This window comes from Limosilactobacillus sp. (assembly GCF_051873075.1).
In the GTDB taxonomy this organism is placed as follows: Bacteria; Bacillota; Bacilli; order Lactobacillales; family Lactobacillaceae; genus Limosilactobacillus.
On record NZ_JBJEEM010000002.1, the window covers coordinates 36629 to 58468 of the forward strand.

The following is a 21840-nucleotide window of genomic DNA, read 5'->3' on the forward strand; positions in this document are numbered from 1 at the left end:
AGGTATTAGATGGATACAAAGCATCAAATTAAGCAGGCGGTAGCGATCAGCCGTCTCTACTACCTGGAAGGGGCGACCCAGGCGCAGATCGCCAAGAAGCTGAACCTCTCGCGGCCGACCATCTCGCGGGCCCTCCAGTATGCCCGGGACAACAACATCGTAAACATTCAGGTGACCGATCCCTTGAGCAATGCTGATGACCTCAAGGCGCAACTGCAACGTAAATACCGGCTTGATGATGTTGTGATCGCCGACGTAGGGCCGGCGGGTAATTATCAAGAAGACCTCGACCTGCTGGGGCAGGCCGCCGCTTCTTATTTGCCGCAGATCATTCAAGATAACGATACGATTGGAATCAGCTGGGGCCGCACTCTGGCTTCCGTGGCCCGCCACCTTCAGCCAAGCGAACGCAAAAACGTGCAGGTGGTCTACCTGAAGGGAACGGTCGCCAACTCGACCCATAATAACTTCGTCGTTGAGGTAACTAAGCACTTCAACGCCTGCTATCATACCCAGGCGGAAATTCTGCCGCTGCCCGTAATCTTCGATAATGAGGAAATCAAGAAAATGGTCGTCCAGGATCGCTTCATTCATAGCATCCTGACCGCTGCCCAGCAGGCTCAGGTCGCCCTCTTTACGGTAGGAACGACCGCGCCGGATGCCACCCTGTTTGAACTCGGCTACTTGACTAAAAAAGAAATCGCTGAGTTGCAAAAAGAGTCGGTCGGGGACATTGTTTCCCAATTTGTTGACGCTGGCGGTAAAATTGTTGATCCGGCGTTGACCGCTCGGACGGTGGCCCTGCCGATCGAGCAGATGAAGGAAAAACGCCAGGCCGTACTGATCGCCGGCGGAATGGCAAAATTGCCGGCAATCCGGGCTGCATTGGCTGGCCGATATGCTAACGTCCTGGTGACCGATGCTAACGTAGCGTTGCACCTAATTGAGGACTAATAAAAAAGGCTTCGAGGATTTCCCGAAGCCTTTTGCTTAGTTATTCTTATTCAATTTACTGTGCCGGTAACCGTAGGCAAAGTAGATAATGATTCCGATGGTGAACCAGATTCCCGCACCGATGTAGGTGGTCTTGGACAGCTGGGTCATCATTCCCAGGCAGGCCAAACCAGAGAGGATTGGCAGGACTGGGTAGAGCGGCACCTTGAAGCCGCCCCGGTTGCCGATATCCTTCCGGCGGCGCAGGGGGATGATCCCGAACGATACCAGGGTGAAGGCAAACAGGGTCCCGATGTTGACCAGACTGGTCAATTCATCCAGTGGCACCAGGCCACCCATGATGGCAATGATAATTGAGACTACCCAGAGGGCAATCTGTGGTGAGTGGTGTTTTTCATCGAACTGGGCTAGCTTGGAAGGTAATAGCCCGTCACGACCAATCGCGTAAACCAACCGGGAGCTGGAGTAGATCATGGAGATCATCATGGTGAACATCCCCACGAGGGCCCCGATGGACAAGAGGTCGGCCAGCCAACCGTGGTGGACCAGCTGCAGGGCGTAGGCGACCGGGTTAGCGACGTTTAGCTTAGTGTACTTAACCATCCCGGTAAGGACGGCGGCCACACCCATGTAGAGAATGGTAGCGATCACCAATGTCCCAATGATCCCGATCGGCATGTTTTTCTTTGGATTTTTGACTTCAGCGGCTGAACTGGAAACCACGTCGAAGCCCAGGTAGGCAAAGAAACCGAGCGTGGCCCCGTGAATGACACCCTTGAAGTGGTAGGGCATGAATGGGTGGTAATTGCTTGGCTTGATGAAGAACAGGCCCACCCCAATAAAGATCAGAATAATTGCTAGTTTCAATACCACGGCAAAGTCATTGATCCGCATCGATGATTGCATCCCGTGAGCGAGCATCAGCGCGATCAGCAGGACAATCGCCACTGCCACGATGTTGACGTAGGTGCCGTGAGCCGGATCGAAGGGACCGCTTAAGGCCTTGGGCAACTTAAGACCAAACGAATTAATCAGCGAATTAAAGTAGGCCGCCCACCCGGTAGAAACGGTCGCCACCGCGAGCATGTATTCCAGGACCAGGGCCCAGCCCAATAGCCAGCCGAAGAATTCACCGAAGACAATGTTACCGTATGAGTAGGCACTCCCGGCGACGGGAAGTGCTGAAGAGAACTCCGCATAACACATCGCAGCGAGGGCACAGACGATCGCGGAGAGGAAAAATGATAAGGTTACTCCTGGACCAGCTGATTGCGCGGCGATTGTTCCGGGAAGGATGAAGATCCCCGTCCCAATCACCGCTCCAATGCCGATCGCCATTAAATCTTTAGCGGTCATTGACTTAACGAACTTCTGGTCCGCCCCCAAGTAACGGTCAAGACTTTCCTTACGGAGAATGTTTAAGCCCATCGCTAAACCACCTTTCTTTGTTATAATAAAACGTAGTGCCTGAGTGCACTATTTATCTATTAATAATAACCAGCAATTAGATTAAAAGTCAATGAGAAAATTAAGACTAACTTAATAATATTAACCATATTGCTTAAGGAGAGGATTAGTTATGGCAATCGAAGTAACGAGTGGTGCAGTAGTATACCGGCGCACGGACTGTGGCATCGAATACCTCCTACTGGAGAGTCAGAACAAGGGCCACTTCTGGGGTTTCCCCAAGGGGCACGTCGAGGGAAACGAAAGCTTAAAGGAAACCGCTGAACGGGAGATCCGTGAAGAGACCCAGCTGGTATTACCGATCGATACGAGCTTCCACGTCTACACCGAGTACGACCTACCAAACGGCAACCGAAAGCAGATGACCCTCTATACCGCTAACTTAACCGATCATGAGGATATTCACCTCCAGGCTGAAGAGATCAAGAACTGCGGCTGGTTTAACTACCAAGATGCCCGGGAACGCCTGACCTACGATAACCTCAAGCAGCTGCTTGATCAGGTTAACGACCATCTGACGAAGTAGTTAAGTAATAATGGATAAAAAACACGTTTTTATTATTTGTGGGGCGGCCGGCTCCGGGAAGACAACGGTGGCCAACTACCTGCGTGAACATTACAATATGCACCGGGTGATTACCCACACGACCCGTGCGCCGCGGCCGGGTGAGCAGGATGGGGTTGACTACCATTTCGAAGACGATGCTTCAATGGCCCGCCGCCATTTATTGGAAAAGGTAACCTACGACGGCGCCCAGTATGGTTCATCCTACGAGGGCCTGGAAGAAGGCTGGCAGAACGGTCAAGACTGCGTGATCGTCCTGGATACGGCTGGGGCACTGACCTACCACCGAGAACTGGGCAGCCAGGCGGTGATCGTCTTCCTGACGGTTTCGAAAATGACTGTATTAGCTAAGCGGATGACCCAGCGTGGCGACCAGCGCAGTGCTATCGAGTCACGCTTGAGCAGCAAGGAATACCGGCGGGACCTTAATTTGCCGACGGAACTAGCCGGAATTGCCCACGTGATTACCAACGACCAGTGGAATGCGACCTGTCAGAAAATCGATCAGTTGGTCGGCAAAATAATGGCGGGTCCAGACAGTAATTAGAATAAAACGACTAGATAGGAGGAGTGATTGTGCAGGAATTGGTTGAACGGGCTCAGGAGGTCTTAAAAAAGCATCACCTGCGCTGGACCAAACAGCGCAAGATGATGATTACGGCGGTGGCCGAGGACCCGACTCGCTATGTTGACATCACTAGTGTCGACCAGTACCTGCGGCGTGCCTACCCGGGACTCAGCCACAACACGATCTACCGTAATTTTAAAGAGTTTGAGGAACTGGGAATCGTTGAGTTGCGCCAGCATGATGACCAGATGCAGGTCAAGTACTGTTGTGATTCGGTCCACCACCACCATTTCATCTGTGACCGGTGCGGCCGGGTTCAGGAAATCAAGATGATGCCCATTGATGACGCCTTTTTTGAGCGTCAGCTGCCAGGAATCAAGATTACCGGTCACAGCTTTGAGTTGCATGGGATCTGTGCCCAGTGCCGTGCAAAGGAATTGACCAACAAATAATCTTCAATTTTCCTTAACACTTTTTACTACAAAAGAGTGTATGATATTAGCTGAGAAAAGGAGAATAGCAATATGGCAGGAAAAATTCCACCTTTAGTAACCCCCTTTGCCCTGGTATCACTAGTTTTGGCACTGGGGGCAACCAACGTGGTTGTAAACAAGACCACTCATACCAACGAAGGGGCCAAGGTTAGCCGGGTTTCTTCGCAACGAACGGACGAATCCGTGTCAGGTGACAGTCAGAAATTTTCAAAAAATTCCAGTCGCGATGACGATGACGATGCTAACAGCAGTTCTGCTCAGCAACGTAGCAATAACGATAATAATCAGACTACAAAAACGAGCAACTCCAACAACGATAACGACGAAGACAACACACAGACTAACGAAAATACTAACCGGTCGACTGGCAATACCAATCAGGGTAGCAGCCAGACTACTAAGAGCAACCAAACGACTGGAACCACCGGCGGCACGCAAAGCAATACTGGCGGTAGCAATACCAGCCAGGAAACTGGAACCACTGGCGGTACTACGACTACGCAGAGCAACAACCAATAGGAGGTGTTGAATTAATATGTTTAGTTTCCTTGATATGATTAATTCATCACTGAGCTACTTCAACTTGGACGCCAAGCTGAAGAGCCGGATATATATCGGAATTGCGAGCCTGGGGGACATCTACCTGGTGTACGTTACCTTCCGGCTGTTCATGAACCACGTCTGGTTACGGGGGTTCCTCTATCTGCTGGCAGTCCTCGCAATCACTTACTTTCTCTACCTCAACTTCGTCTTCTACTTTCTTGGCAAGACTTCGCAACTGGACTTCTTGTCACCACGCTTTGCCAAGATCACTGGCCAGAAGTTTGAAACCTCAGGCAACACCACTCAGCCGTCCTTCAAGGCCCAGCAGCAGCTTGCCCGGGATTTAGCTAATAACTCTAACGGGGTGTTCAATGGTGCGGATACCATTCCGGCGGTAGTGGCGATTGATGACCATGAGCAGCGTAATCTCCAGGAAGTCGTTGACAGCCTCTTGGAACAGGGGATCTTCGTCAACAACTACAGCGGGCTCAGTGATCAGGAGATTGTTGAACAATACGCCCAGACCAACCAGCCGATCCCAGCCCTAAACGCTGGCTCGGTGCCGCCGTACTTTGAGCTGGTCCATGATCCGCTCCGGCACCGACTGGAAATCTACATCGGGATGAACCAGATGGAACGCCGGGCGGTTGGCCATATTGTCAAGATCGGGCTGACTGATGCGGCAACGGCCCATCACCGCTATCAGATCTATCTAGCAAATCTAGCCGTAGTTGGCGGCCCGAACAAGATCCCGGGCCGCCGGGGGTCGACTATTATGACGACGGCTGATTACGGGTTGAATGCTCAGGTCGCTTATCGTGAGCGCCAAAAAGAATAATATAAAATTGCAAAGTGAATTCTTTAACGAGGAATGTTAAAGAATTCACTTTTAATTTATAAAAATAATTATATTGAATGGCTGGAAATAAGAAAATCCTTTGTAATCGTTTTCGCAATGTGGTATTATACACATCGTTGTTTTGGTAAAGCGGTTTACTAAAACGTTAAACCGCAAAAAATATGGAGGATTGATTTGCAATGAAAAAGACTGGAATTATTAATTCAGAAATTTCCGCTGTTGTTGCCAACATGGGCCACATGGACTGGCTTTCAATCGGTGACGCCGGAATGCCGGTACCATTCGGAACTAAGAAGATCGACTTGGCACTCGACAAGGAACTGCCAAGTTTCATCGATGTGTTGAAGAACGTTTTGAAGGAAATGAAGGTTCAAAAGATCTACCTTGCTGAAGAGATCAAGGACCAAAATCCTGAACAATTGGCAGCCATTAAGGAAATTCTGCCGGACGTCGAAGTTGCCTTTGTTCCCCACAGCCAGCTGAAGAAGGACCTGGCCAAGACCCATGCCTTCATTCGGACTGGTGAAATGACACCATACTCCAACATCATCTTGGAATCCGGCGTAACTTTCTAGGAGGTCAATCATGGATAAAGCTAAAAAGCAAAGCTGGGAACAGCTGCCGAACGGTTACCTTAGCCGGACGCCAATGTTTCAATTCGTTATCTTATGCTTAATCTTCCCGTTATGGGGAGCGGCTGCCAGTCTGAACGATATCCTGATCACGCAGTTCAAGACGGTCTTCACTCTGAACGATACGGCCACGGCCTTCGTGCAGAGTGCCTTCTACGGTGGTTATTTCCTGATGGCTATTCCAGCCTCAATCTTGATCAAGAAGACATCCTACAAGCTTGCAATTTTAACTGGTTTGTTATTCTACATCATCGGTTGTGGGATGTTCTTCCCGGCTTCACACGTGGCCACTTACAGCATGTTTCTGGCTGCTATCTTCGCCATCGCGATCGGTCTGAGTTTCTTGGAAACCAGTTGTGATACCTACGCCACAATGTTCGGCCCACAGGCCACTGCTAACAAGCGGCTGAACATTGCTAACGTCTTGATCCCGCTTGGGGATATCATGGGGATCGTCCTCGGTAAGTACCTGATCTTCGGTGAGGGTGGTAACATTGCCGACAAGGTTGCTAAGATGTCCAAGGCTGAGGCAGAAGCCTACAACCAGCATCTGTTGCAACTGACCCTGCGGCCATACAAGTACATCCTGATCGTTTTGATCATCATCTTCATTGTCCTGGCCGTAACTAAGATGCCACGGGCTAAGGCCCTCTCAACCGGCTCAGCAGAAGCTCAACCAAAGCTGGGTGAGACCTTCAACTACCTCTTCCACAACAAGCGGTACATGAAGGGGGTTCTGTGCCAGTTCATCTACGCCGGAATGCAGACCACGGTTTGGTCCTTCACCATTCGGCTGGCTTTGCGGCTTGATTCTCACATCTCCGACTCCGCAGCTTCAACCTTCATGATCTACAGCTACATTGCTTGGTTCTTCGGTAAGCTGGTTGCCAACTGGTTCTTGGACCGCTACTCCATCACCAAGGTGCTGACTTGGTTCTCCCTGTTGGGGACGATTTCTCTGGTCGTAACCTTCACGGTGCCAAACATGACGGCCGTTATCGCTGCCATCACGACTAGTTTCTTCTTCGGTCCAGAATGGCCAACGATTTACGCTCACACCCTGGATCAAATTCACGAAAAGAAGTACACCGAAACCGGTGGTGCCTTCATCGTGATGTCGCTGATCGGTGGGGCCATCATCCCTGCTGTTCAGGGACGGGTATCTGACCTGAGCGGCTCCATGCAGTTCTCATTCATCGTGCCAGCAATCTGCTTTGCCCTGATCACTATTTACTTCTGGACGGAGCACCGTTGGGAAATGCAGCACCCTAACGAAGTTCACGATGGTGAATAAGATTTAATCAAAAATACACTAAAAAACACTGTTCTGGAAGATTTCCCTCCCCAGAGCAGTGTTCTTTTTTGCAATTTTATATTTGGTTACTTGCGTTCCTTGAATTCGCCCTCAACGACATTGTCATCATCCTTGGCATCGGCATCAGGCATGATCAGCCCGGCAACCAGGTAGATCAGGCCGACTGGGAAGAACCCGGTCATGACCAGGAGGACGAGGGCGATCAGTCGAACGATGGTGGGGTCAACGTGGAAGTAGTTGGCAAGACCGCCACAGACCCCGAGGAAGACCTTGTTCTTAGACTTGGTTAATTTCTTTTTCATAGTCAAAACCTCCAATCCAGACGGTATCAATAACTACTTTAATTATACCATTTCTTTAGGCGAAGTACTCGTAACGCAACTGGTAGTGTTCAGGGTGACCAGGACGCAAGGCAATGTCACCAAACTGTGAGTGGTGGGGGGCATCTGGCAGGGTCTGCCCCTCAAGTGCGATGGCGAACCAGCTTCCGGCAGGACGGTTGTAGTCGCTGACCTTAAGTCCGTTGGCGGTGTAAATTACCAAGCCGTTGCGATCAGAGTACATCTTGATCTTGCGGCCCGTGGCGGCGTCCATCAGTACGGCGACGGGTTCGTGCGCCAGCCGGTTGCTTGGCAGGACCACAAAGGCGTCGTCGAAGCCGCCTTCCGGATTGTGTTCCTCTTGCAGGTGTTGGAGGGCGGTCCCGAGGACGGTTGGGTAACGGAAGTCAAACGGGGTGTTCTTGTTCAGAATTTTCTTACCGGTTGGAATCTTATTGTCATCTAATTGTAGGTGGTAGGTAGAATTGAGACTCAGAACGTGGCCCTGGATTGTCTTGGCCTCGCCGGACAGGTTCCAGTAGGTGTGGCTAGTGGGGTTAAAGAGGGTCTTTTCATCGGTCTGACCATCAAAGTCGATCGTGACGCTGTTATCGTTGGCCAGGGTGTAAGTGATTTTGACATCTTCCTTGCCTGGGAAGTGGTCGGTGGTTGTGTCAATGCTGGTGGTCAGGATGGCCTGCAGCTTGTCCCCGTCCTGTTTAGTTTCTACCTGGTAGAACTGCTGGGAAAGCCCGTTGGCGCCCCCATGGAGGAGGTTGTCAGCCTCGTTGGTGGGGACGCTGTATGATTGACCGTCGATGTCGAACTTACCGTCGGCGATCCGGCCGGCAACCCGCCCGATGATCCGCCCGGCATAGAGGCTGCCGTGCTCGATGTATGGATCAAAGGTGTCGGCGGCCAGAAGGAGGTTGACGCGGCCGCCCCGCGTGTTAGGAACCATGTAGGCCTGCCAAATCCCCGCGAAGTTGAGGACACTGATGCTAACATTGTTATCGTTGGTCAGGGTGTACTTCATGACATCCTGGTTGCGGTATTCACCGAATTTTTCCGTTGCAATCTTCATGATCAAACGCCTCCTGCATATTTGCTTTCACTTGCGATTGTAGCATATTCCCCGGGATATCCATTGCAATTTAGCCAATTCTAATCTAAATATAGGATTTTCATGCATATTGCGACAAAATGGCCAGTTCCTCATTGTAGTAAACGATATCTTGCAGTCTGACACAATCCTGAACAAGTGTCTTATACAAATACAAACATTCTTAAAAAACTCTGTTGTTTAATATTAGAACGTTATATAGTATTTATGACAAAAAAGCAACAGAAGGGAGGAATAGTTGATGCGCGTTACACGGACAGTTCGGGATTTCCAGAATGCACTGTTGGTTTTACTGGAAAACAACGCCTTTGATCACCTGACGGTTGACCAGATCTGTAAGGAGGCCCTGCTGCACCGTAGCAGTTTTTACCGCTACTTCAATGATAAGTACGACCTGTTGGAACAAACACTGAAAACCAAGGTTGTGCAGATTGTTGACAGCGGGGACTCAGAGGACGACATTCTTCAGCACTTTATTCTTTATATTGATCAACATCGGAATGTAGTCCGGCACCTGGCGGCCAGTGATTCACGCAGTTCACTTTACTCCGAACTGCTGCAGATCTTGACGCAGATTTTTTTGGAACGGCGCGAACAGGATAGCAAGGACCCGGTCATCCAGGCCTTGCGGAAGTCGGATAATCCGGAATTGCTGGCTTACACGATGAGCGGCTCAATCTTAGGCGGCTTTCAATGGTGGCAGAGTAAGAACTACGACGTACCAGTTGAAGAGGTCACTAATTTTGTCCGGGAGACCGTTCATACGCTTTCCGAGCGTCAATAAACAACTAGTTAATTAGAGGTGAAAAGAGAAAATGTGGGAAATGATCAAGCAGGAGTTTAGGAACATCTACCATAATAAAATCCTGCTGATTTCGACCCTGGTAATCTGTGTTATCCCCTTCCTGTACAGTATCTTCTTCCTGAAGTCGGTATGGGACCCCTATGGGAACACGCAGGACTTGCCAGTTGCGGTTGTCAACAAGGACATCCCGGTTGAATATCAAGGACGCAAGATGGATGTTGGGGATCAGACAATCAAGAATCTGAAGACCAACCACGCCCTGAAGTGGGAATTTGTTTCCGCCAAAAAGGCGCAGGATGGCCTGAAGGGACGGAAATACTACACGGTTGTCACTATCCCAAAGGACTTCTCTAAGAACGCGACGACGGTGCTGGACAAGCATCCGAAGACGATGAAGCTCAAGTACGAGACCAACGACTCTCTGAACATGATCGGTGAGGTTATCTCCCAGATGGGGATGCAAAAGCTGAACACCAAGATCCGGGCGTCGGTTACCAACGCCTACGCTTCTGCCATGTTCAAGGAGTTGCACGTCGTTGGCGCGGGGATGACCAAAGCCGCCAATGGTGCCAAGCAGCTCGATAGTGGAATTGTCACGTTAAACAACGGGGTTAACCAATACGTGGCCGGGGTCAGCCAGGTCAACAACGGTGTCCAGGAGATGCGGGTTAAGGTTGCCCCGCTGACTGCGGGTGCCGCCCAGCTGGCCAGCGGTAGCCAAACGCTCGCCAACGGAATCCAACAGTACACTGGCGGGGTTGGTATGCTCGGCGCTGGGGTCAGCCAGTTAGTTGCTAACTCCGGGGCCTTGAACAGCGGTGCCGCCCAACTTCAATCTGGGGTTGGTCAGTTTGCCGGCGGGGTTAACCAGCTGAATGCCGGCCTGGGGACGCTGGATAGCAACAGTGCCGCTCTGCAAAAGGGTGGTGCCCAGCTCGCCGGTGGTGCTGGCCAATTAGCAAGTGGTGCTAATAGCTTAGCCAATGGAGTTGCTGGTGGTACTACCCAGCTGGCCAACGGTGCTAACCAGATTAACAGTCAAGTAACCAGTTCCCTTAGTGGAATCAATACTGATGGAATTATGAGTGCCTTGAACCAGGCCGACCAGATGAAGGGCAGCATTGCCCAGCTGAACACGGCTCTTGGTCAGGCCAAGACGTCACTGACTCAGGCTTCTGCCGCTGCCGGTAAGCTTAACCAGGCCAGCGGTGCCATTAGCAGTGCTCAAGGCGAACTCGGCAAGCTGAGCGGGGTTGCCGGCAACGATGCCAAGATTGCCGCTACGGCTGGCGCCCTGGCCCAGAGCACGAGTGACGATAAGATTAAGGGCCAACTGAACGAAATTGCAGGGATGGCTAAGTCCAACGCCGAGACTATTCAGGGGATGTCAGGCGCCCTGCAACAAATGAATGCCCTCAGTGGCAGTCTGAAAGATCTGCAATCGCAACTCGGTAACCTGAGTAACATGTCAGGCACCATCGACCAAGCCACGACGGTGATGAACCAGGCCAACCAGCTGCTCGGTCAGCTGGATGGCTACAAGGGAACGGTTAGCGGCCTTTCAACTAACATCAACGCTCTGCGGGAAGGCACCGCGAAGTTGGCTGCTGGTGCTAACGAGCTCAATAGCAAGGCAACTGCCGGTGCCAGCCAATTGAACACCGGTGCTAGCCAGCTGCAATCTGGTGCGCAAAGTGCCCAGGCCGGGATCAACCAGTACACGGCCGGCGTGCACACTGCCGCAGCCGGTGCCGGTCAATTAGCTGCCAACACCGGAGCTCTGCAATCCGGTGCCAACCAGCTCGCCGGCGGTGTCCGTCAGTACACGGCTGGGGTCGGTCAACTGGGCAGCGGGATCGGCCAGCTCAACGCGAATAGCGGCCAGCTGAATTCCGGTGCAATGCAATTAGCCAGTGCGCTCGGTCAGCTCAACAACCAGATTCCAACCCTGGTTGCTGGGGTCAACCAGTTAGCTGCCGGAACCCAGCAGCTTCAGGACAACTCACCAGCCCTGATCTCCGGAATCGCCCGGTTAAACGCCGGTGCTGGTAAGCTGGCTTCCTCACTAGGCAAGGGGGCTAAGACCATTAATGGGATCAAGCCAACTGCCCGGACGGCCAAGATGTTTGCCGAACCAACCCAGCTCCAGCACAAGAACTACAGCTACGTACCAAACTACGGTCACGCCCTGGCTCCTTACGTTCTGTCTGTTGCCCTCTACGTTGGGATGCTGGTCTTCAACTTCGTCTACCCAATTCGGCGGATCGCGGCACCAGGCAAGTCGGCAACCGCTTGGTGGGGTAGCAAGGTTGTCATCGGCTGCACGGTAGCGACCGCCATGGCCGTGGTCGAAGATGCGATTATGATGGCCTGTGGATTGACCATTGACCACGTACCGACCTTCTTCCTGACCACGATCTGCTTCGGGCTAGCCTCGATGGCGATTGTGATGTTCCTGTCGATGACCTTCGATAACCCTGGTCGTTTCCTGGCCATGGTTCTGCTGATGCTGCAACTCGGTGGATCGGGTGGGACCTTCCCAATGGAAGTTACCATGAAGTTCTACAACGTGATCCACTGGTTCCTGCCAATGACCTACTCCATTCAGGGGTTACGGCAGGCCATCAGCAGTGGCTTGGGAGCGCACTACGCATTGTTCTGCAACTCCGTCCTGTTAGGGATCGCTGTAGTCTTCTTCCTCCTGCTGTGGGCTTCGATGATTGGGATTCGTTCTCATACATTCAACCTTTTCCCGCGGCTGGACAAGAACCAGAAGTTCCTCGATAAGATGGAAAATGATGGTGGTATCCAATCCGATAAGGAAAACAAGTAATTAAAGAAAAGAACCGTTTGGGACTTTAAAATCCTAAACGGTTCTTCAGTTATAAATAGCCTTTCTCGTGCTTAGTGCCAAGGAATTACCATTATTCTAGATGCAATACTGGGTGACGCCTGATAAGTTCGGTGTTATCCTATATAATGAAAGAGCTTTCAGAAAAGGAATGAGTTTTATGAAAATTATCATGTATGGCACCGGAAACGCCGAGCGTGAGTATGTTAAGGAATGGATGGAGCAGACTGGCAACGAGGTCAAGATGGTGACTGAGCAGCTCAACGCCCAGACGATCGACCTGGCCCAGGGCTTTGCGGGAATTTCAATCCAGCAGACGAAGCCGCTTGGGGATCCGGCCTTGTACCAGAAACTGGCTACGATGGGGATCAAGCAGCTGGCGACGCGGACGGCCGGTTTTGACATGATTGACCTGGCAGCGTGCCGGGACAATGGCCTCGTTGTTACCAACGTAGCCGTCTACTCACCACGGGCCATCGCGGAAATGGGCCTGACGCACGCAATGTACCTCCTGCGCCACATCGGTGAGTACACCAGTCGGATGGAGCAGGGGGACTTTCGCTGGAACCCTGAGCTGATCAGCAATGAGATCTATAACCAAACGGTCGGCATCATCGGTCTGGGCAACATCGGCGGGGCAACCGCTCAAATCTACAAGGCCTTGGGTGCCCGGGTACTGGCCTATGATCCTAATAAGAACGTTGAAGATGCGCCATTTGTGGAATACACCGACCTCGATACGATCATCAAGACTGCCGATATCATCTCCCTGCACACCCCACTGCTCCCAAGTACGCAGAACATGCTAGCGGCACCGCAGTTTGCGGCGATGAAGAAAAATGCGATCATCATCAACATGGCCCGGGGTGGCCTGATCAACACCGCCGACCTGATTGAGGCCCTTGAGAATAAGGAGATCGCGGGGGCCGGCCTCGATACCCTGGCGGACGAAACCGGCTTCTTCAACCAGAAGGTCGCAGTTGACAGCCTGCCAAGCGATTACCAGCAGCTCCAGGCCATGCCAAACGTGCTAATCACGCCGCACGTGGCCTTCTTTACTCAGACCTCGATCCGCAACATGGTCGAGATCAGTCTGAATGACGTTGTCAGGGTGGTCAACGGGCAACATTCCCGCAATGAAGTGCGGATTTAGAATAGGAAAGCCGGTTATGAAATGGTTAACGATCCATTTCATAACCGGCTATTTTTTGAAGGTTATTTGTCCTGATGACCATTGATTGAGGCGGTGGTAATCCCGTCAGCGACCGGGACGCCTTCTACAATTCCGTGTTCAAAGGCGTGTTGCTCCCCAAGTTGGCAGATGTGTTCAACATCCTCGGTTACCTGCAGGGTGCCAAGGTAGTCACCCACCGTGTTGCGGATAGCGTAGTAGCGGATGAGGGTCCGGTGACCATTCATCACCTGTGGCGATTCAACCATATCTTTTTCTCCGCTCCGGAGAAGGCTGATAACCTTCTTGACCATTGGAACCACCCGCTGGGGATGACAGCCAAGAACCGAATGGGTGAGCCGCTGTTGCAGACGGTCGTCATCACGCCAGGGATTTGGTGAGTACCAGATGTATTGATCGTCGGCGTTAACGTAATCGAGCTCGTAGGGCATGGCCTTAAAGATTGCATGAATGTCTTCCAGCCGCACCCGGCCGGTGGTAAATTGGACAAAACTGTCTGCTTGAAATGGAATGTCTGTCATAGTAGTAGGACCCTCTTTAACAGGAATAGTGTTATCAAAAATAAGAAAAGCTGCGGAAGATGAGTACATCCTTCGCAGCTTCATTTTATCATAACTATGATTTGACCTCGTACTTGGCAAACCGCTGGTAGTCCTGCGGGGCCGCCTCGACCGTCAACAAGGTACCGTCATTTTGGTATTCGGTGTCCAGAATGTTGGAATGCTCGTTGAGGTAGGAGACCACCTGCCCATCGGCAAACGGGATCAGGAGCTTGGCCTGGACGTAGTCTTTGAAGAGGTGTTTGCGGATGATGTCCACCAAGAGCTCTAAAGAGGCGCCCTGCTTGGCTGAAATGACGATCTGGTCATCACCCTCTAAGACAGGGAACTCGATCTCCGTCTTATCGGCCTTGTTGAAGACGTTGACCATCGGAATGTCATGGATGCCGATCTGCTTCAAGGTCTTTTTTGTCGTCTCCATCATTTCCTCGTAGTGGGGATCGGAATAGTCGATCACCTGGATGAGGAGGTCGGCGTTCGCGGCTTCGGCCAAGGTCGACTTGAATGATTCTACCAGCTGGGTCGGCAACTTGCTGACGAAGCCGACGGTATCACTGAGCAGGAACTCCTTCTGGTCGGGCAGGGTCATTCGCCGCACGCTGGTGTCCAAAGTGGCGAAGAGCATATCCTTTTCGAAGACGGTTTTGTCCTCCACCGTACCATAGCGTTTCACCAGGCCATTCATGATGGTGGACTTGCCGGAGTTGGTGTAACCCACCAGGGCGGCCGTCGGAATCTCACTCTTGGCCCGCTGTTTGCGCTTCGTTTGCTCCGACTTGTTAATCGCGGCCAGCTCGTGACGCAGGTGGGTAATCTGGTGTTGGATCGTCCGCCGATCCATTTCCAGCTTAGTTTCTCCGGCCCCACGGTTAGTGAAGCCGCTCCCGCCACCGGTCTGCTGGTCCAGCCGTTGACTGGCGCTGGTCTGCAGCCGTGGCAGACGGTACTGGAGCTCAGCAATTTGGACCTGGAGCTTAGCTTCCTTGGTCTTGGCCCGGGTAGCGAAGATTTCCAGAATCAAAGCCGTCCGGTCCAGGATCCGGCAGCCAGTCTCTTCTTCGAGGTTCCGCAGCTGGCTCGGGGTCAGTTCATCGTTAGTGATGATTGTGGTGGCGTGATTGGCGGCAGCCACGTCACTAATTTCTTGAACCTTACCTTTGCCAAAGTAGGTTGCGGGGTTGGGCCGGTCGATAACCTGATCGACTTGTTGAACAACGTCCATGTGGTTGGCTTGGGCCAGTTCAGCCAGCTCAACCATGGAGTAGTCATAGTCTTCCTGGCCGGTATTCAGGCCCGTGATGATTACTAATTCATCGGATTGTATGTTGGTATCCATTGAAGAGTATTTTCCCCCTTTGTGGATTAATTATTCAGGTATTTCAAGTTTGTTGTAAAAATCAACGTGGGTGGTATCACCGTCCAAGGTTAGCTTGGTGATGCTCCCGTTGCGTGGTGACTCACCAGGATCTATTTCACTAGAGTAATGGGCGGCGATGGAACGGATCGTGGCGCCGTGGGAAACGACGACGACGGTTGAATCATCGGGGAGGGCCCGCAGCCGGTCAAAGCCCTTGTTGATCCGGTTCCAGAATTGAACGTGGTCTTCGGCATCGCCATATTGGTCGGCCGCAGCAATCTTGTCCTTCAACTTGTCAGGACCCCAGCCGCCGACCATGGCCGCAAAGGTGTGGTAGCCCTCGGCACCACCCAGAAAGTCGGCAAATGATGGACCGTTTTGGCCTTCGAATGAACCGAAGAACTCTTCACGGAAGGCCGGTTCGGGAATCGGTTCCGTGATGTCGGTGTTCGGGTCAGCAGCCAGGAGCAGGCGGGAGGTTGCCAGTGTTCGTGGCAGGTCGCTGCTGAAGAGGTAATCGAAATGAACCTTGGAAAGCATCCTGCCGGCCCGCTTAGCATCCTCTTCACCCTTTTCGGTGAGTGGGGCGTCAGACCAGCCTTGGATGCGGTTATAGCGGTTCAAGTAGGTCTGACCGTGACGAACAAAGTAAACATGAATTGCCATGGTACCAAAACTCCTTTAGTTAAACTTAATAAAATCCTGAACCTATTTTAACATGAAATGCCGCGCAAATAGTAGCAAACACGTTCCCTACAGCATGCGGTTTTTCCGGATGATCTTTTGTCGGATTATTTTGATGAGGAAGGTAAACCCGGCAAACGCGAGGGCAGCCAGGATAAAGAGCAAGATGAGCAGCGAGAAGTGGTCGCGGACAAATGGGATCGTACCGAAGAAATAGCCAAATCCACATCCCAGGGCAACCCAGGAGGCTACCCCGACCATGTTGGCAATGGTGAAGCGGTGGAAACTGTAACCCATGATGCCGGAGATTAAGGGGATAAATGACCGGATGAAGGGAACAAAGCGGCCAAAGGCGACCGCCCAGAAACCGTATCGGTCGAGGAAGTTTCCGGCCTCAACCATGCGGGGGCCTTCCAGGCGACGTTTGAGCCAGCGCCAATGGGAGAGGCGGTGACCGATGTAATAGTTGACGGAATCACCGATAAAGGCGGCAAAGAAGAAGACCGGGATCACGATTTCCATCTTGAGGACGGGTTTGACCGCGATGAAGGAACTGGTTAAAAAAACTAGTGATCCGCCCGGAAGCCAGGGAAAGACCACTAGTCCAGTTTCCATAAACACGAGGGTGAAGAGGATGACATAGCTCCACGGTCCCAGCCATTGAAACATCGGAATCAGGGTTTCCGCAATATGGGTCAGAATATAAAAGATGTGGGCCATCCAACCCCTCCTTTCGAACAAAAGATACTACTACTTATTGTAGGCTGTTTGGCCCGCAGTTGCCTAGCATTGCTGCTAAAAATTAAGCAATCCTTTAACCACCCGGCGAAACGTTAACGGTCGCCCTGGCGATGATGATATAATAGTAAGACGATTTTAACGGGAAACATCCCTTAAGCAGAAAGGAAGATATCTGTGGTTGAAGATTCAGTAAGAAAGTATGAACAGAAACACTTAGACCACGTGGTGACGGAGATCAAGAAGGCCGAGGGCAAGGCTGAACAGAAGATCAGTACTGCCAAGCACGACATCAAGGGGATCAATAAACAGATCGACGACATTCACCTCAACACGACGACCTATTCGGGAATGATGGATACGGCGATGTCGTTCCGTGCCCAGCAACAGATGCTGGATGAGCGGCAGAACAGCTGGCAACACGCGGCCGACCACCTGGCCACCCTGCAACGGTTGGAGAAGAAGCCCTACTTTGCCCGGATTGACTTCCTGGAGAAGGGGGCCGCGAAGCCGGAGTCGATCTACATCGGCCTGGCTTCATTTTCGGACCAGCCCGACCACTTCCTAGTGTACGACTGGCGGGCCCCGATTTCTTCTGTCTACTACGAGGGTAAGTTAGGTAAGGTCAGCTACGATACTCCTGTGGGCAAGCAGGAGGTGGATCTGACCTTGAAGCGGCAGTTCCAGATCAAGGATGGAACGATCGTCACCATCTTCGATACGGACGAACAGGTCGGTGACCAGATGCTCTTAGAAGCGTTGGGCAACCACTCCAGCACCAAGATGAAGAGCATCGTGACGACGATTCAGCGGACCCAGAACGAAATCATCCGGGACACCAAAGATGACCTGCTCTTCGTCCAGGGGGCGGCCGGTTCCGGGAAGACGGCGGCGGTCCTGCAGCGGGTTGCCTGGCTGCTTTACCGTTACCGGGGCAACCTGACTTCGTCACAGGTAGTCCTCTTCTCGCCAAACCAATTATTCAACGACTACATCGACCAGGTGCTGCCCGAACTGGGGGAGCACAACATGGTCCAGATGACCTACTTCCAGTTTGCTAATCGGCGGGTCCCACGCCTCCATGTGCAAACCCTGGCCCAACGGTTTGCGGCCAACCAGACGGCTACGGCCCAGAAGATTCAGCGCCTGGTCACCAGCCTGACCTACTTCAAGCTGACGGGCCGCTATGCCCAGCACCTGGGTCATGCCAACATGCGCTTCCGTAACATCATGTTTAACGGCAAGGTCTTCATCAGTAAGGATAAAATTAAGGAGATCTATTACTCCTTCAACAATAACTATAACCTCGGCAATCGTCTGGACGGGACGAAGGAAGCCCTGATCAAGTACCTGAACCACCGGGTGTCCAGCGAGATGCGCAGCAAGTGGGTAGAACAGCGGATCCAGGACCTGAGCAAGGAGGAGATCGACGACCTCTTTGCAAACGAGCCGCGGGAATTTGAAAGTGACGATAAGGAGTACCGTTTCCTGGCCCGGAAGATTGTGATGCGGGCCTTTGAACCGATCAAGCGGGCCATCAATCATAATCAGTGGCTCAACATCAACGGCCAGTTCCTCCACCTCCTGCGGGTTACCCCGAAGTTGCTCGATCTCAGTGAGTACGGCCTGACCGGCGACCAGTGGCAGGAATACGCTGACCAGGTAAAAGAGGATCTGAAGAAGGGCGAAATCAGCGCCAGCAACATCACAATCTATCTCTACCTTTACGACCTGATCACCGGGCGCAAGGGGCAAAGGGACATTCGCTACGTCTTCGTGGATGAGGTCCAGGACTACGATGCCTACCAGCTTGCCTACCTGAAGTACCGTTTCCCGAAGGCTAAGTACACCCTGCTGGGGGACCTCAACCAGGCAATTTTCACCCATGCCAACAGTCACTCCCTCTTGAAACAGTTGGGAACGATGTTTGATCCGGAGAAGACCAAGGTGGTCCAATTAACCAAGTCCTACCGGTCAACTAAGCAGATCACTGACTTTACCAAGCACCTGCTGGTCGACGGGGAAGCCATCGAGGCCTTTGACCGCAACGGCGACCTGCCCCAGGTGGTGGTCGATTCCACACTGGATAAGAGTGTCGACACCGTGGCGGCTACACTGAAGAAGTACCAAGATGAGCACGATGCGGTGGCCATTATTGGTAAGAATCTTGCTGACTGTGAGAGTTTATACCAGGAATTGGAGCGGCGAAATGTTAAGACGACCCTGATTCGGACAGAAAACCAGCGCCTGGTCAAGGGCCCAATCATTGTGCCGTCCTTCTTGGCCAAGGGGCTGGAATTCGACGCGGTGATCGTGTGGAATGCTAATGATGAAGAGTACCATGGCGACGATGAGCGTCAGTTACTCTACACGATTTGTTCCCGGGCCATGCATGCCTTGACCCTGACGGTGACCGGTACGCCGACCGCGCTCTTGGACGGGGTGCCTAAGGACGAGTACGAGTTAATTAAACATTAAGTAATGTAAGATGCCCAGCACCCTTTGCGGTGCTGGGCATCTTTGCTTATTCAGCTCCGGCACGGTAACGGGGAAAAGTTTCTAAAGCAATTTCTAAACTTTTTTGAAAAATAAACCAATTATGATTGCTATCGCGGGTAATAGTGTATTATTGTTAGTATTGATCTTTTTTACTGGAGGAACAAACATGAAAACAGCGTTGCAGAAGCTACGACGCGGCTTGAACACCAAGCTCGGGTTCTTTCTGCTCGTGGTGCTCTTGTTCTGTATCAAGAGCTATTGGGCATATCAAAATGAGTTTAACCTTGGTGTTAAGGGGAGAATGCAACACTTCCTGCTCGCGTTCAATACAATTCCGGGTGCCTTAGTCTTCCTAGGAATTGCGCTGTACTTCCGGGGCCGGCTGTCGTATTGGCTGATGATCATCATCAACGCCTTGCTATCAACCTGGCTCTTTTCAAACATCTTATACTACCGTGAATTTTCCGACTTCATCACCTTTAACGTGATCAAGGGATCGGGGGCGGCTTCCAATAACTTAGGGAAGAGCCTGATGGGGATCATGCGGCCCGAGGACTTCCTCGTGTATGCCGACGTGATCATCCTTGCCCTGATCCTGCTGTTCCACATTATTAGAGTCGATATGCGGTACTTCAAGGTTCGCTATGCGATGACGATCACAATGCTCGGGCTGGTGCTGTTCGGCGCCAACCTGGGGATGGCTGAGAAGGACCGGTCGCAGCTTTTGACCCGGACCTTTGATAACAATTACATCGTCAAGTACCTGGGACTGCAGGCTTACACGATCTATGACGGGGTGAAGACGACTCACAACAGCGTCGTCAAGGCCCGGGCCAACCAGGATCAGCTGAAGCCAGTGCTGAACTTCATCCATCACAACTATGCCGGACCAAATGTTCAGTACGAGGGGGTTGCCAAGGGGAAGAACATCTTTGTGATCCACCTGGAAAGTCTCCAGCAGTTCATGATCGACTACAAGCAGGACGGCCAAGAGGTCATGCCGAACCTGGACAAGCTTTACCATGCCAGCGATACCCTGGCCTTTGATAACTTCTTCCACCAGGTTGGTCAAGGAAAGACTGCCGATGCCGAAACGATGCTGGAAAACTCCCTCTTTGGTCTGCCCGAGGGGTCCGCGATGGTAACCGACGGGACCACCAACACCTTCCAGTCCGCTCCGGCCCTCCTGCACCAGAAACTGGGCTACACGACGGCCTCGTTCCACGGGGACGTACCGAGTTTCTGGAACCGGGACAACGCCTACAAGTCATTCGGCTACCAGTACTTCTTCAGCAAGCAGTACTTCCCGAAGACCAAGGACTACGATGCCGGTTACGGGATGAAGGACAAGATCTTCATGAAGGAGTCGGCCCACTACATCGAGCAGCTGCCGCAACCGTTCTATGCCAAGATCATCACGGTTACCAACCACTACCCGTACATCCTGGATAAGCAGAACAAGGATATTGAGGCTTGGAAGACCGGGGACGATACGGTGGACCCATACGTCCAGACCGCGCGCTACTTGGATGAGGCCCTGGGTGAATTCTTGGACTACCTCGACAAGTCCGGCCTGCGCCAGAACAGTGTCCTGATCCTGTATGGGGACCACTATGGGATCTCTAATAACCACCAGCCGGCGATTGCCCAGATCCTGCACAAGAAGAAGCTGACCAACTACGACCTGGCCATGTTCCAGAAGGTACCGTTCATGATTAACATGCCGGGCCTCAAGGGGGGCATCGACCACACTTATGGTGGGGAAATCGACGTCCTGCCAACCCTGGAGGACCTGCTGGGGATCAGTTCCAAGAACTACATCCAGTTTGGCCAAGATCTCCTGTCGCCGGAACGCAACCAGATCGTGCCGTTCCGTGACGGGGACTGGGTAACGCCAAAGTACACCAAGTACAATGGTGACTACTTCTACACCAAGAACGGTAAGCAGATCACTAAGGCCACGGCCAAGCAGAAGGCTGAGTTCAGCAAGATTCAGAAGTACGTCACGACGGACCTCGGTTTGTCCGACAAGGTGGTTAACGGCGACCTGCTGCGCTTCTACAAGCTACCGGGCTTTAAGAAGGTTGATAAAAAGCAGTATACCTACAATCTGAAGAAGAGCCTGCAAAATCTGAAGAAGCAGCAGAAGAAGGAAAAGACCAGTCTGAAGACTGAAAATAATAATCAGAGTACCTTTGATGACTACACGACTAATGCACCAGAGCTGAAGGATTATCCAAAGTTGAATTTCCCGAAGCCGTAAACGTTTATGCTGGAATGTTTTTTTCAGCGATTACACAGCGAACAAGGTTGA

20 protein-coding genes are annotated in these 21840 nt (G+C 52.0%); 13 read left to right on the forward strand and 7 right to left on the reverse strand.

Going from position 1 to position 21840, the window contains the following annotated elements:
* Positions 1–9: 9 nt before the first annotated feature.
* Complete coding sequence (locus ACI31J_RS00260) at positions 10–954, forward strand: sugar-binding transcriptional regulator (protein WP_439772464.1); 945 nt, start codon at positions 10–12, stop codon at positions 952–954.
* A 36-nt stretch (positions 955–990) separates the two neighbouring features.
* On the opposite strand, the gene ACI31J_RS00265 is transcribed toward ACI31J_RS00260, so the two are convergent.
* Positions 991–2382 carry an amino acid permease gene (locus tag ACI31J_RS00265; protein WP_439772465.1) on the reverse strand — a complete coding sequence of 464 codons (1392 nt, stop codon included), beginning with the start codon at positions 2380–2382 and terminating at the stop codon, positions 991–993.
* 151 nt (positions 2383–2533) lie between these two features.
* Here ACI31J_RS00265 and ACI31J_RS00270 point away from each other — a divergent pair, with 151 nt between their 5' ends.
* The 7 genes from ACI31J_RS00270 to fucP all read left to right on the forward strand — a co-directional run bounded on the left by ACI31J_RS00270 (position 2534) and on the right by fucP (position 7376).
* Positions 2534–2947: a bis(5'-nucleosyl)-tetraphosphatase gene (locus ACI31J_RS00270; RefSeq protein WP_439772466.1), complete on the forward strand. Its 414-nt coding sequence runs from the start codon at positions 2534–2536 to the stop codon at positions 2945–2947.
* 10 nt (positions 2948–2957) lie between these two features.
* Positions 2958–3533 (forward strand): guanylate kinase, encoded by a 576-nt coding sequence (locus tag ACI31J_RS00275; protein WP_439772467.1) that lies wholly within the window; start codon positions 2958–2960, stop codon positions 3531–3533.
* A 29-nt stretch (positions 3534–3562) separates the two neighbouring features.
* The gene (locus tag ACI31J_RS00280; protein WP_439772468.1) at positions 3563–4006 is read left to right on the forward strand and encodes a Fur family transcriptional regulator; all 444 of its coding nucleotides are present in this window, start codon (positions 3563–3565) and stop codon (positions 4004–4006) included.
* Positions 4007–4078: 72 nt separating this feature from the next.
* Positions 4079–4567 (forward strand): hypothetical protein, encoded by a 489-nt coding sequence (locus tag ACI31J_RS00285; RefSeq protein ID WP_439772469.1) that lies wholly within the window; start codon positions 4079–4081, stop codon positions 4565–4567.
* A gap of 16 nt (positions 4568–4583) precedes the next feature.
* Positions 4584–5429 carry a DUF6681 family protein gene (locus ACI31J_RS00290; RefSeq protein WP_439772470.1) on the forward strand — a complete coding sequence of 282 codons (846 nt, stop codon included), beginning with the start codon at positions 4584–4586 and terminating at the stop codon, positions 5427–5429.
* A 200-nt stretch (positions 5430–5629) separates the two neighbouring features.
* On the forward strand, positions 5630–6025 hold the full coding sequence (rbsD, locus tag ACI31J_RS00295) for a D-ribose pyranase (protein WP_439772471.1): 396 nt from the start codon (positions 5630–5632) through the stop codon (positions 6023–6025).
* Positions 6026–6035: 10 nt separating this feature from the next.
* Positions 6036–7376: an L-fucose:H+ symporter permease gene (gene fucP, locus ACI31J_RS00300; protein WP_439772472.1), complete on the forward strand. Its 1341-nt coding sequence runs from the start codon at positions 6036–6038 to the stop codon at positions 7374–7376.
* 86 nt (positions 7377–7462) lie between these two features.
* On the opposite strand, the gene ACI31J_RS00305 is transcribed toward fucP, so the two are convergent.
* Both ACI31J_RS00305 and ACI31J_RS00310 read right to left on the reverse strand, forming a co-directional pair.
* On the reverse strand, positions 7463–7699 hold the full coding sequence (locus tag ACI31J_RS00305) for a PspC domain-containing protein (RefSeq protein ID WP_439772473.1): 237 nt from the start codon (positions 7697–7699) through the stop codon (positions 7463–7465).
* Between the two features lie 55 nt (positions 7700–7754).
* Positions 7755–8801, reverse strand: coding sequence for an aldose epimerase family protein (locus tag ACI31J_RS00310; protein ID WP_439772474.1), 1047 nt, complete (start codon positions 8799–8801; stop codon positions 7755–7757).
* Positions 8802–9081: 280 nt separating this feature from the next.
* Here ACI31J_RS00310 and ACI31J_RS00315 point away from each other — a divergent pair, with 280 nt between their 5' ends.
* The 3 genes from ACI31J_RS00315 (at position 9082) to ACI31J_RS00325 (ending at position 13649) form a co-directional block, all read left to right on the forward strand.
* Positions 9082–9624: a TetR/AcrR family transcriptional regulator gene (locus ACI31J_RS00315; RefSeq protein ID WP_439772475.1), complete on the forward strand. Its 543-nt coding sequence runs from the start codon at positions 9082–9084 to the stop codon at positions 9622–9624.
* 31 nt (positions 9625–9655) lie between these two features.
* Positions 9656–12478, forward strand: coding sequence for a YhgE/Pip family protein (locus ACI31J_RS00320; RefSeq protein WP_439772476.1), 2823 nt, complete (start codon positions 9656–9658; stop codon positions 12476–12478).
* A 178-nt stretch (positions 12479–12656) separates the two neighbouring features.
* Positions 12657–13649 carry a D-2-hydroxyacid dehydrogenase gene (locus tag ACI31J_RS00325; protein WP_439772477.1) on the forward strand — a complete coding sequence of 331 codons (993 nt, stop codon included), beginning with the start codon at positions 12657–12659 and terminating at the stop codon, positions 13647–13649.
* A gap of 62 nt (positions 13650–13711) precedes the next feature.
* Here the strand turns inward: ACI31J_RS00325 and ACI31J_RS00330 are convergent, their stop codons facing one another.
* The 4 genes from ACI31J_RS00330 to ACI31J_RS00345 form a co-directional block, all read right to left on the reverse strand.
* Positions 13712–14209 (reverse strand): PAS domain-containing protein, encoded by a 498-nt coding sequence (locus ACI31J_RS00330; protein ID WP_439772478.1) that lies wholly within the window; start codon positions 14207–14209, stop codon positions 13712–13714.
* A gap of 94 nt (positions 14210–14303) precedes the next feature.
* Positions 14304–15584 (reverse strand): GTPase HflX, encoded by a 1281-nt coding sequence (gene hflX / locus ACI31J_RS00335; protein WP_439772479.1) that lies wholly within the window; start codon positions 15582–15584, stop codon positions 14304–14306.
* Positions 15585–15614: 30 nt separating this feature from the next.
* Positions 15615–16271, reverse strand: a complete 657-nt coding sequence (locus ACI31J_RS00340) for a histidine phosphatase family protein (RefSeq protein WP_439772480.1) — start codon at positions 16269–16271, stop codon at positions 15615–15617.
* An 87-nt stretch (positions 16272–16358) separates the two neighbouring features.
* The gene (locus ACI31J_RS00345; RefSeq protein WP_439772481.1) at positions 16359–17009 is read right to left on the reverse strand and encodes a DedA family protein; all 651 of its coding nucleotides are present in this window, start codon (positions 17007–17009) and stop codon (positions 16359–16361) included.
* A gap of 195 nt (positions 17010–17204) precedes the next feature.
* Here ACI31J_RS00345 and helD point away from each other — a divergent pair, with 195 nt between their 5' ends.
* Both helD and ACI31J_RS00355 read left to right on the forward strand, forming a co-directional pair.
* The gene (gene helD, locus ACI31J_RS00350; RefSeq protein WP_439772482.1) at positions 17205–19505 is read left to right on the forward strand and encodes an RNA polymerase recycling motor HelD; all 2301 of its coding nucleotides are present in this window, start codon (positions 17205–17207) and stop codon (positions 19503–19505) included.
* 187 nt (positions 19506–19692) lie between these two features.
* On the forward strand, positions 19693–21789 hold the full coding sequence (locus ACI31J_RS00355; protein WP_439772483.1) for an LTA synthase family protein: 2097 nt from the start codon (positions 19693–19695) through the stop codon (positions 21787–21789).
* Positions 21790–21840 lie beyond the last annotated feature (51 nt).

Coding starts and splice junctions, on each gene's coding strand:
- ACI31J_RS00260 (WP_439772464.1), top strand. CDS start 10: ATGGATACAAAGCATCAAATTAAGCAGGCGGTAGCGATCAGCCGTCTC.
- ACI31J_RS00265 (WP_439772465.1), bottom strand. CDS start 2,382: ATGGGCTTAAACATTCTCCGTAAGGAAAGTCTTGACCGTTACTTGGGG.
- ACI31J_RS00270 (WP_439772466.1), top strand. CDS start 2,534: ATGGCAATCGAAGTAACGAGTGGTGCAGTAGTATACCGGCGCACGGAC.
- ACI31J_RS00275 (WP_439772467.1), top strand. CDS start 2,958: ATGGATAAAAAACACGTTTTTATTATTTGTGGGGCGGCCGGCTCCGGG.
- ACI31J_RS00285 (WP_439772469.1), top strand. CDS start 4,079: ATGGCAGGAAAAATTCCACCTTTAGTAACCCCCTTTGCCCTGGTATCA.
- ACI31J_RS00290 (WP_439772470.1), top strand. CDS start 4,584: ATGTTTAGTTTCCTTGATATGATTAATTCATCACTGAGCTACTTCAAC.
- rbsD (WP_439772471.1), top strand. CDS start 5,630: ATGAAAAAGACTGGAATTATTAATTCAGAAATTTCCGCTGTTGTTGCC.
- fucP (WP_439772472.1), top strand. CDS start 6,036: ATGGATAAAGCTAAAAAGCAAAGCTGGGAACAGCTGCCGAACGGTTAC.
- ACI31J_RS00305 (WP_439772473.1), bottom strand. CDS start 7,699: ATGAAAAAGAAATTAACCAAGTCTAAGAACAAGGTCTTCCTCGGGGTC.
- ACI31J_RS00310 (WP_439772474.1), bottom strand. CDS start 8,801: ATGAAGATTGCAACGGAAAAATTCGGTGAATACCGCAACCAGGATGTC.
- ACI31J_RS00315 (WP_439772475.1), top strand. CDS start 9,082: ATGCGCGTTACACGGACAGTTCGGGATTTCCAGAATGCACTGTTGGTT.
- ACI31J_RS00320 (WP_439772476.1), top strand. CDS start 9,656: ATGTGGGAAATGATCAAGCAGGAGTTTAGGAACATCTACCATAATAAA.
- ACI31J_RS00325 (WP_439772477.1), top strand. CDS start 12,657: ATGAAAATTATCATGTATGGCACCGGAAACGCCGAGCGTGAGTATGTT.
- ACI31J_RS00330 (WP_439772478.1), bottom strand. CDS start 14,209: ATGACAGACATTCCATTTCAAGCAGACAGTTTTGTCCAATTTACCACC.
- hflX (WP_439772479.1), bottom strand. CDS start 15,584: ATGGATACCAACATACAATCCGATGAATTAGTAATCATCACGGGCCTG.
- ACI31J_RS00340 (WP_439772480.1), bottom strand. CDS start 16,271: ATGGCAATTCATGTTTACTTTGTTCGTCACGGTCAGACCTACTTGAAC.
- ACI31J_RS00345 (WP_439772481.1), bottom strand. CDS start 17,009: ATGGCCCACATCTTTTATATTCTGACCCATATTGCGGAAACCCTGATT.
- ACI31J_RS00355 (WP_439772483.1), top strand. CDS start 19,693: ATGAAAACAGCGTTGCAGAAGCTACGACGCGGCTTGAACACCAAGCTC.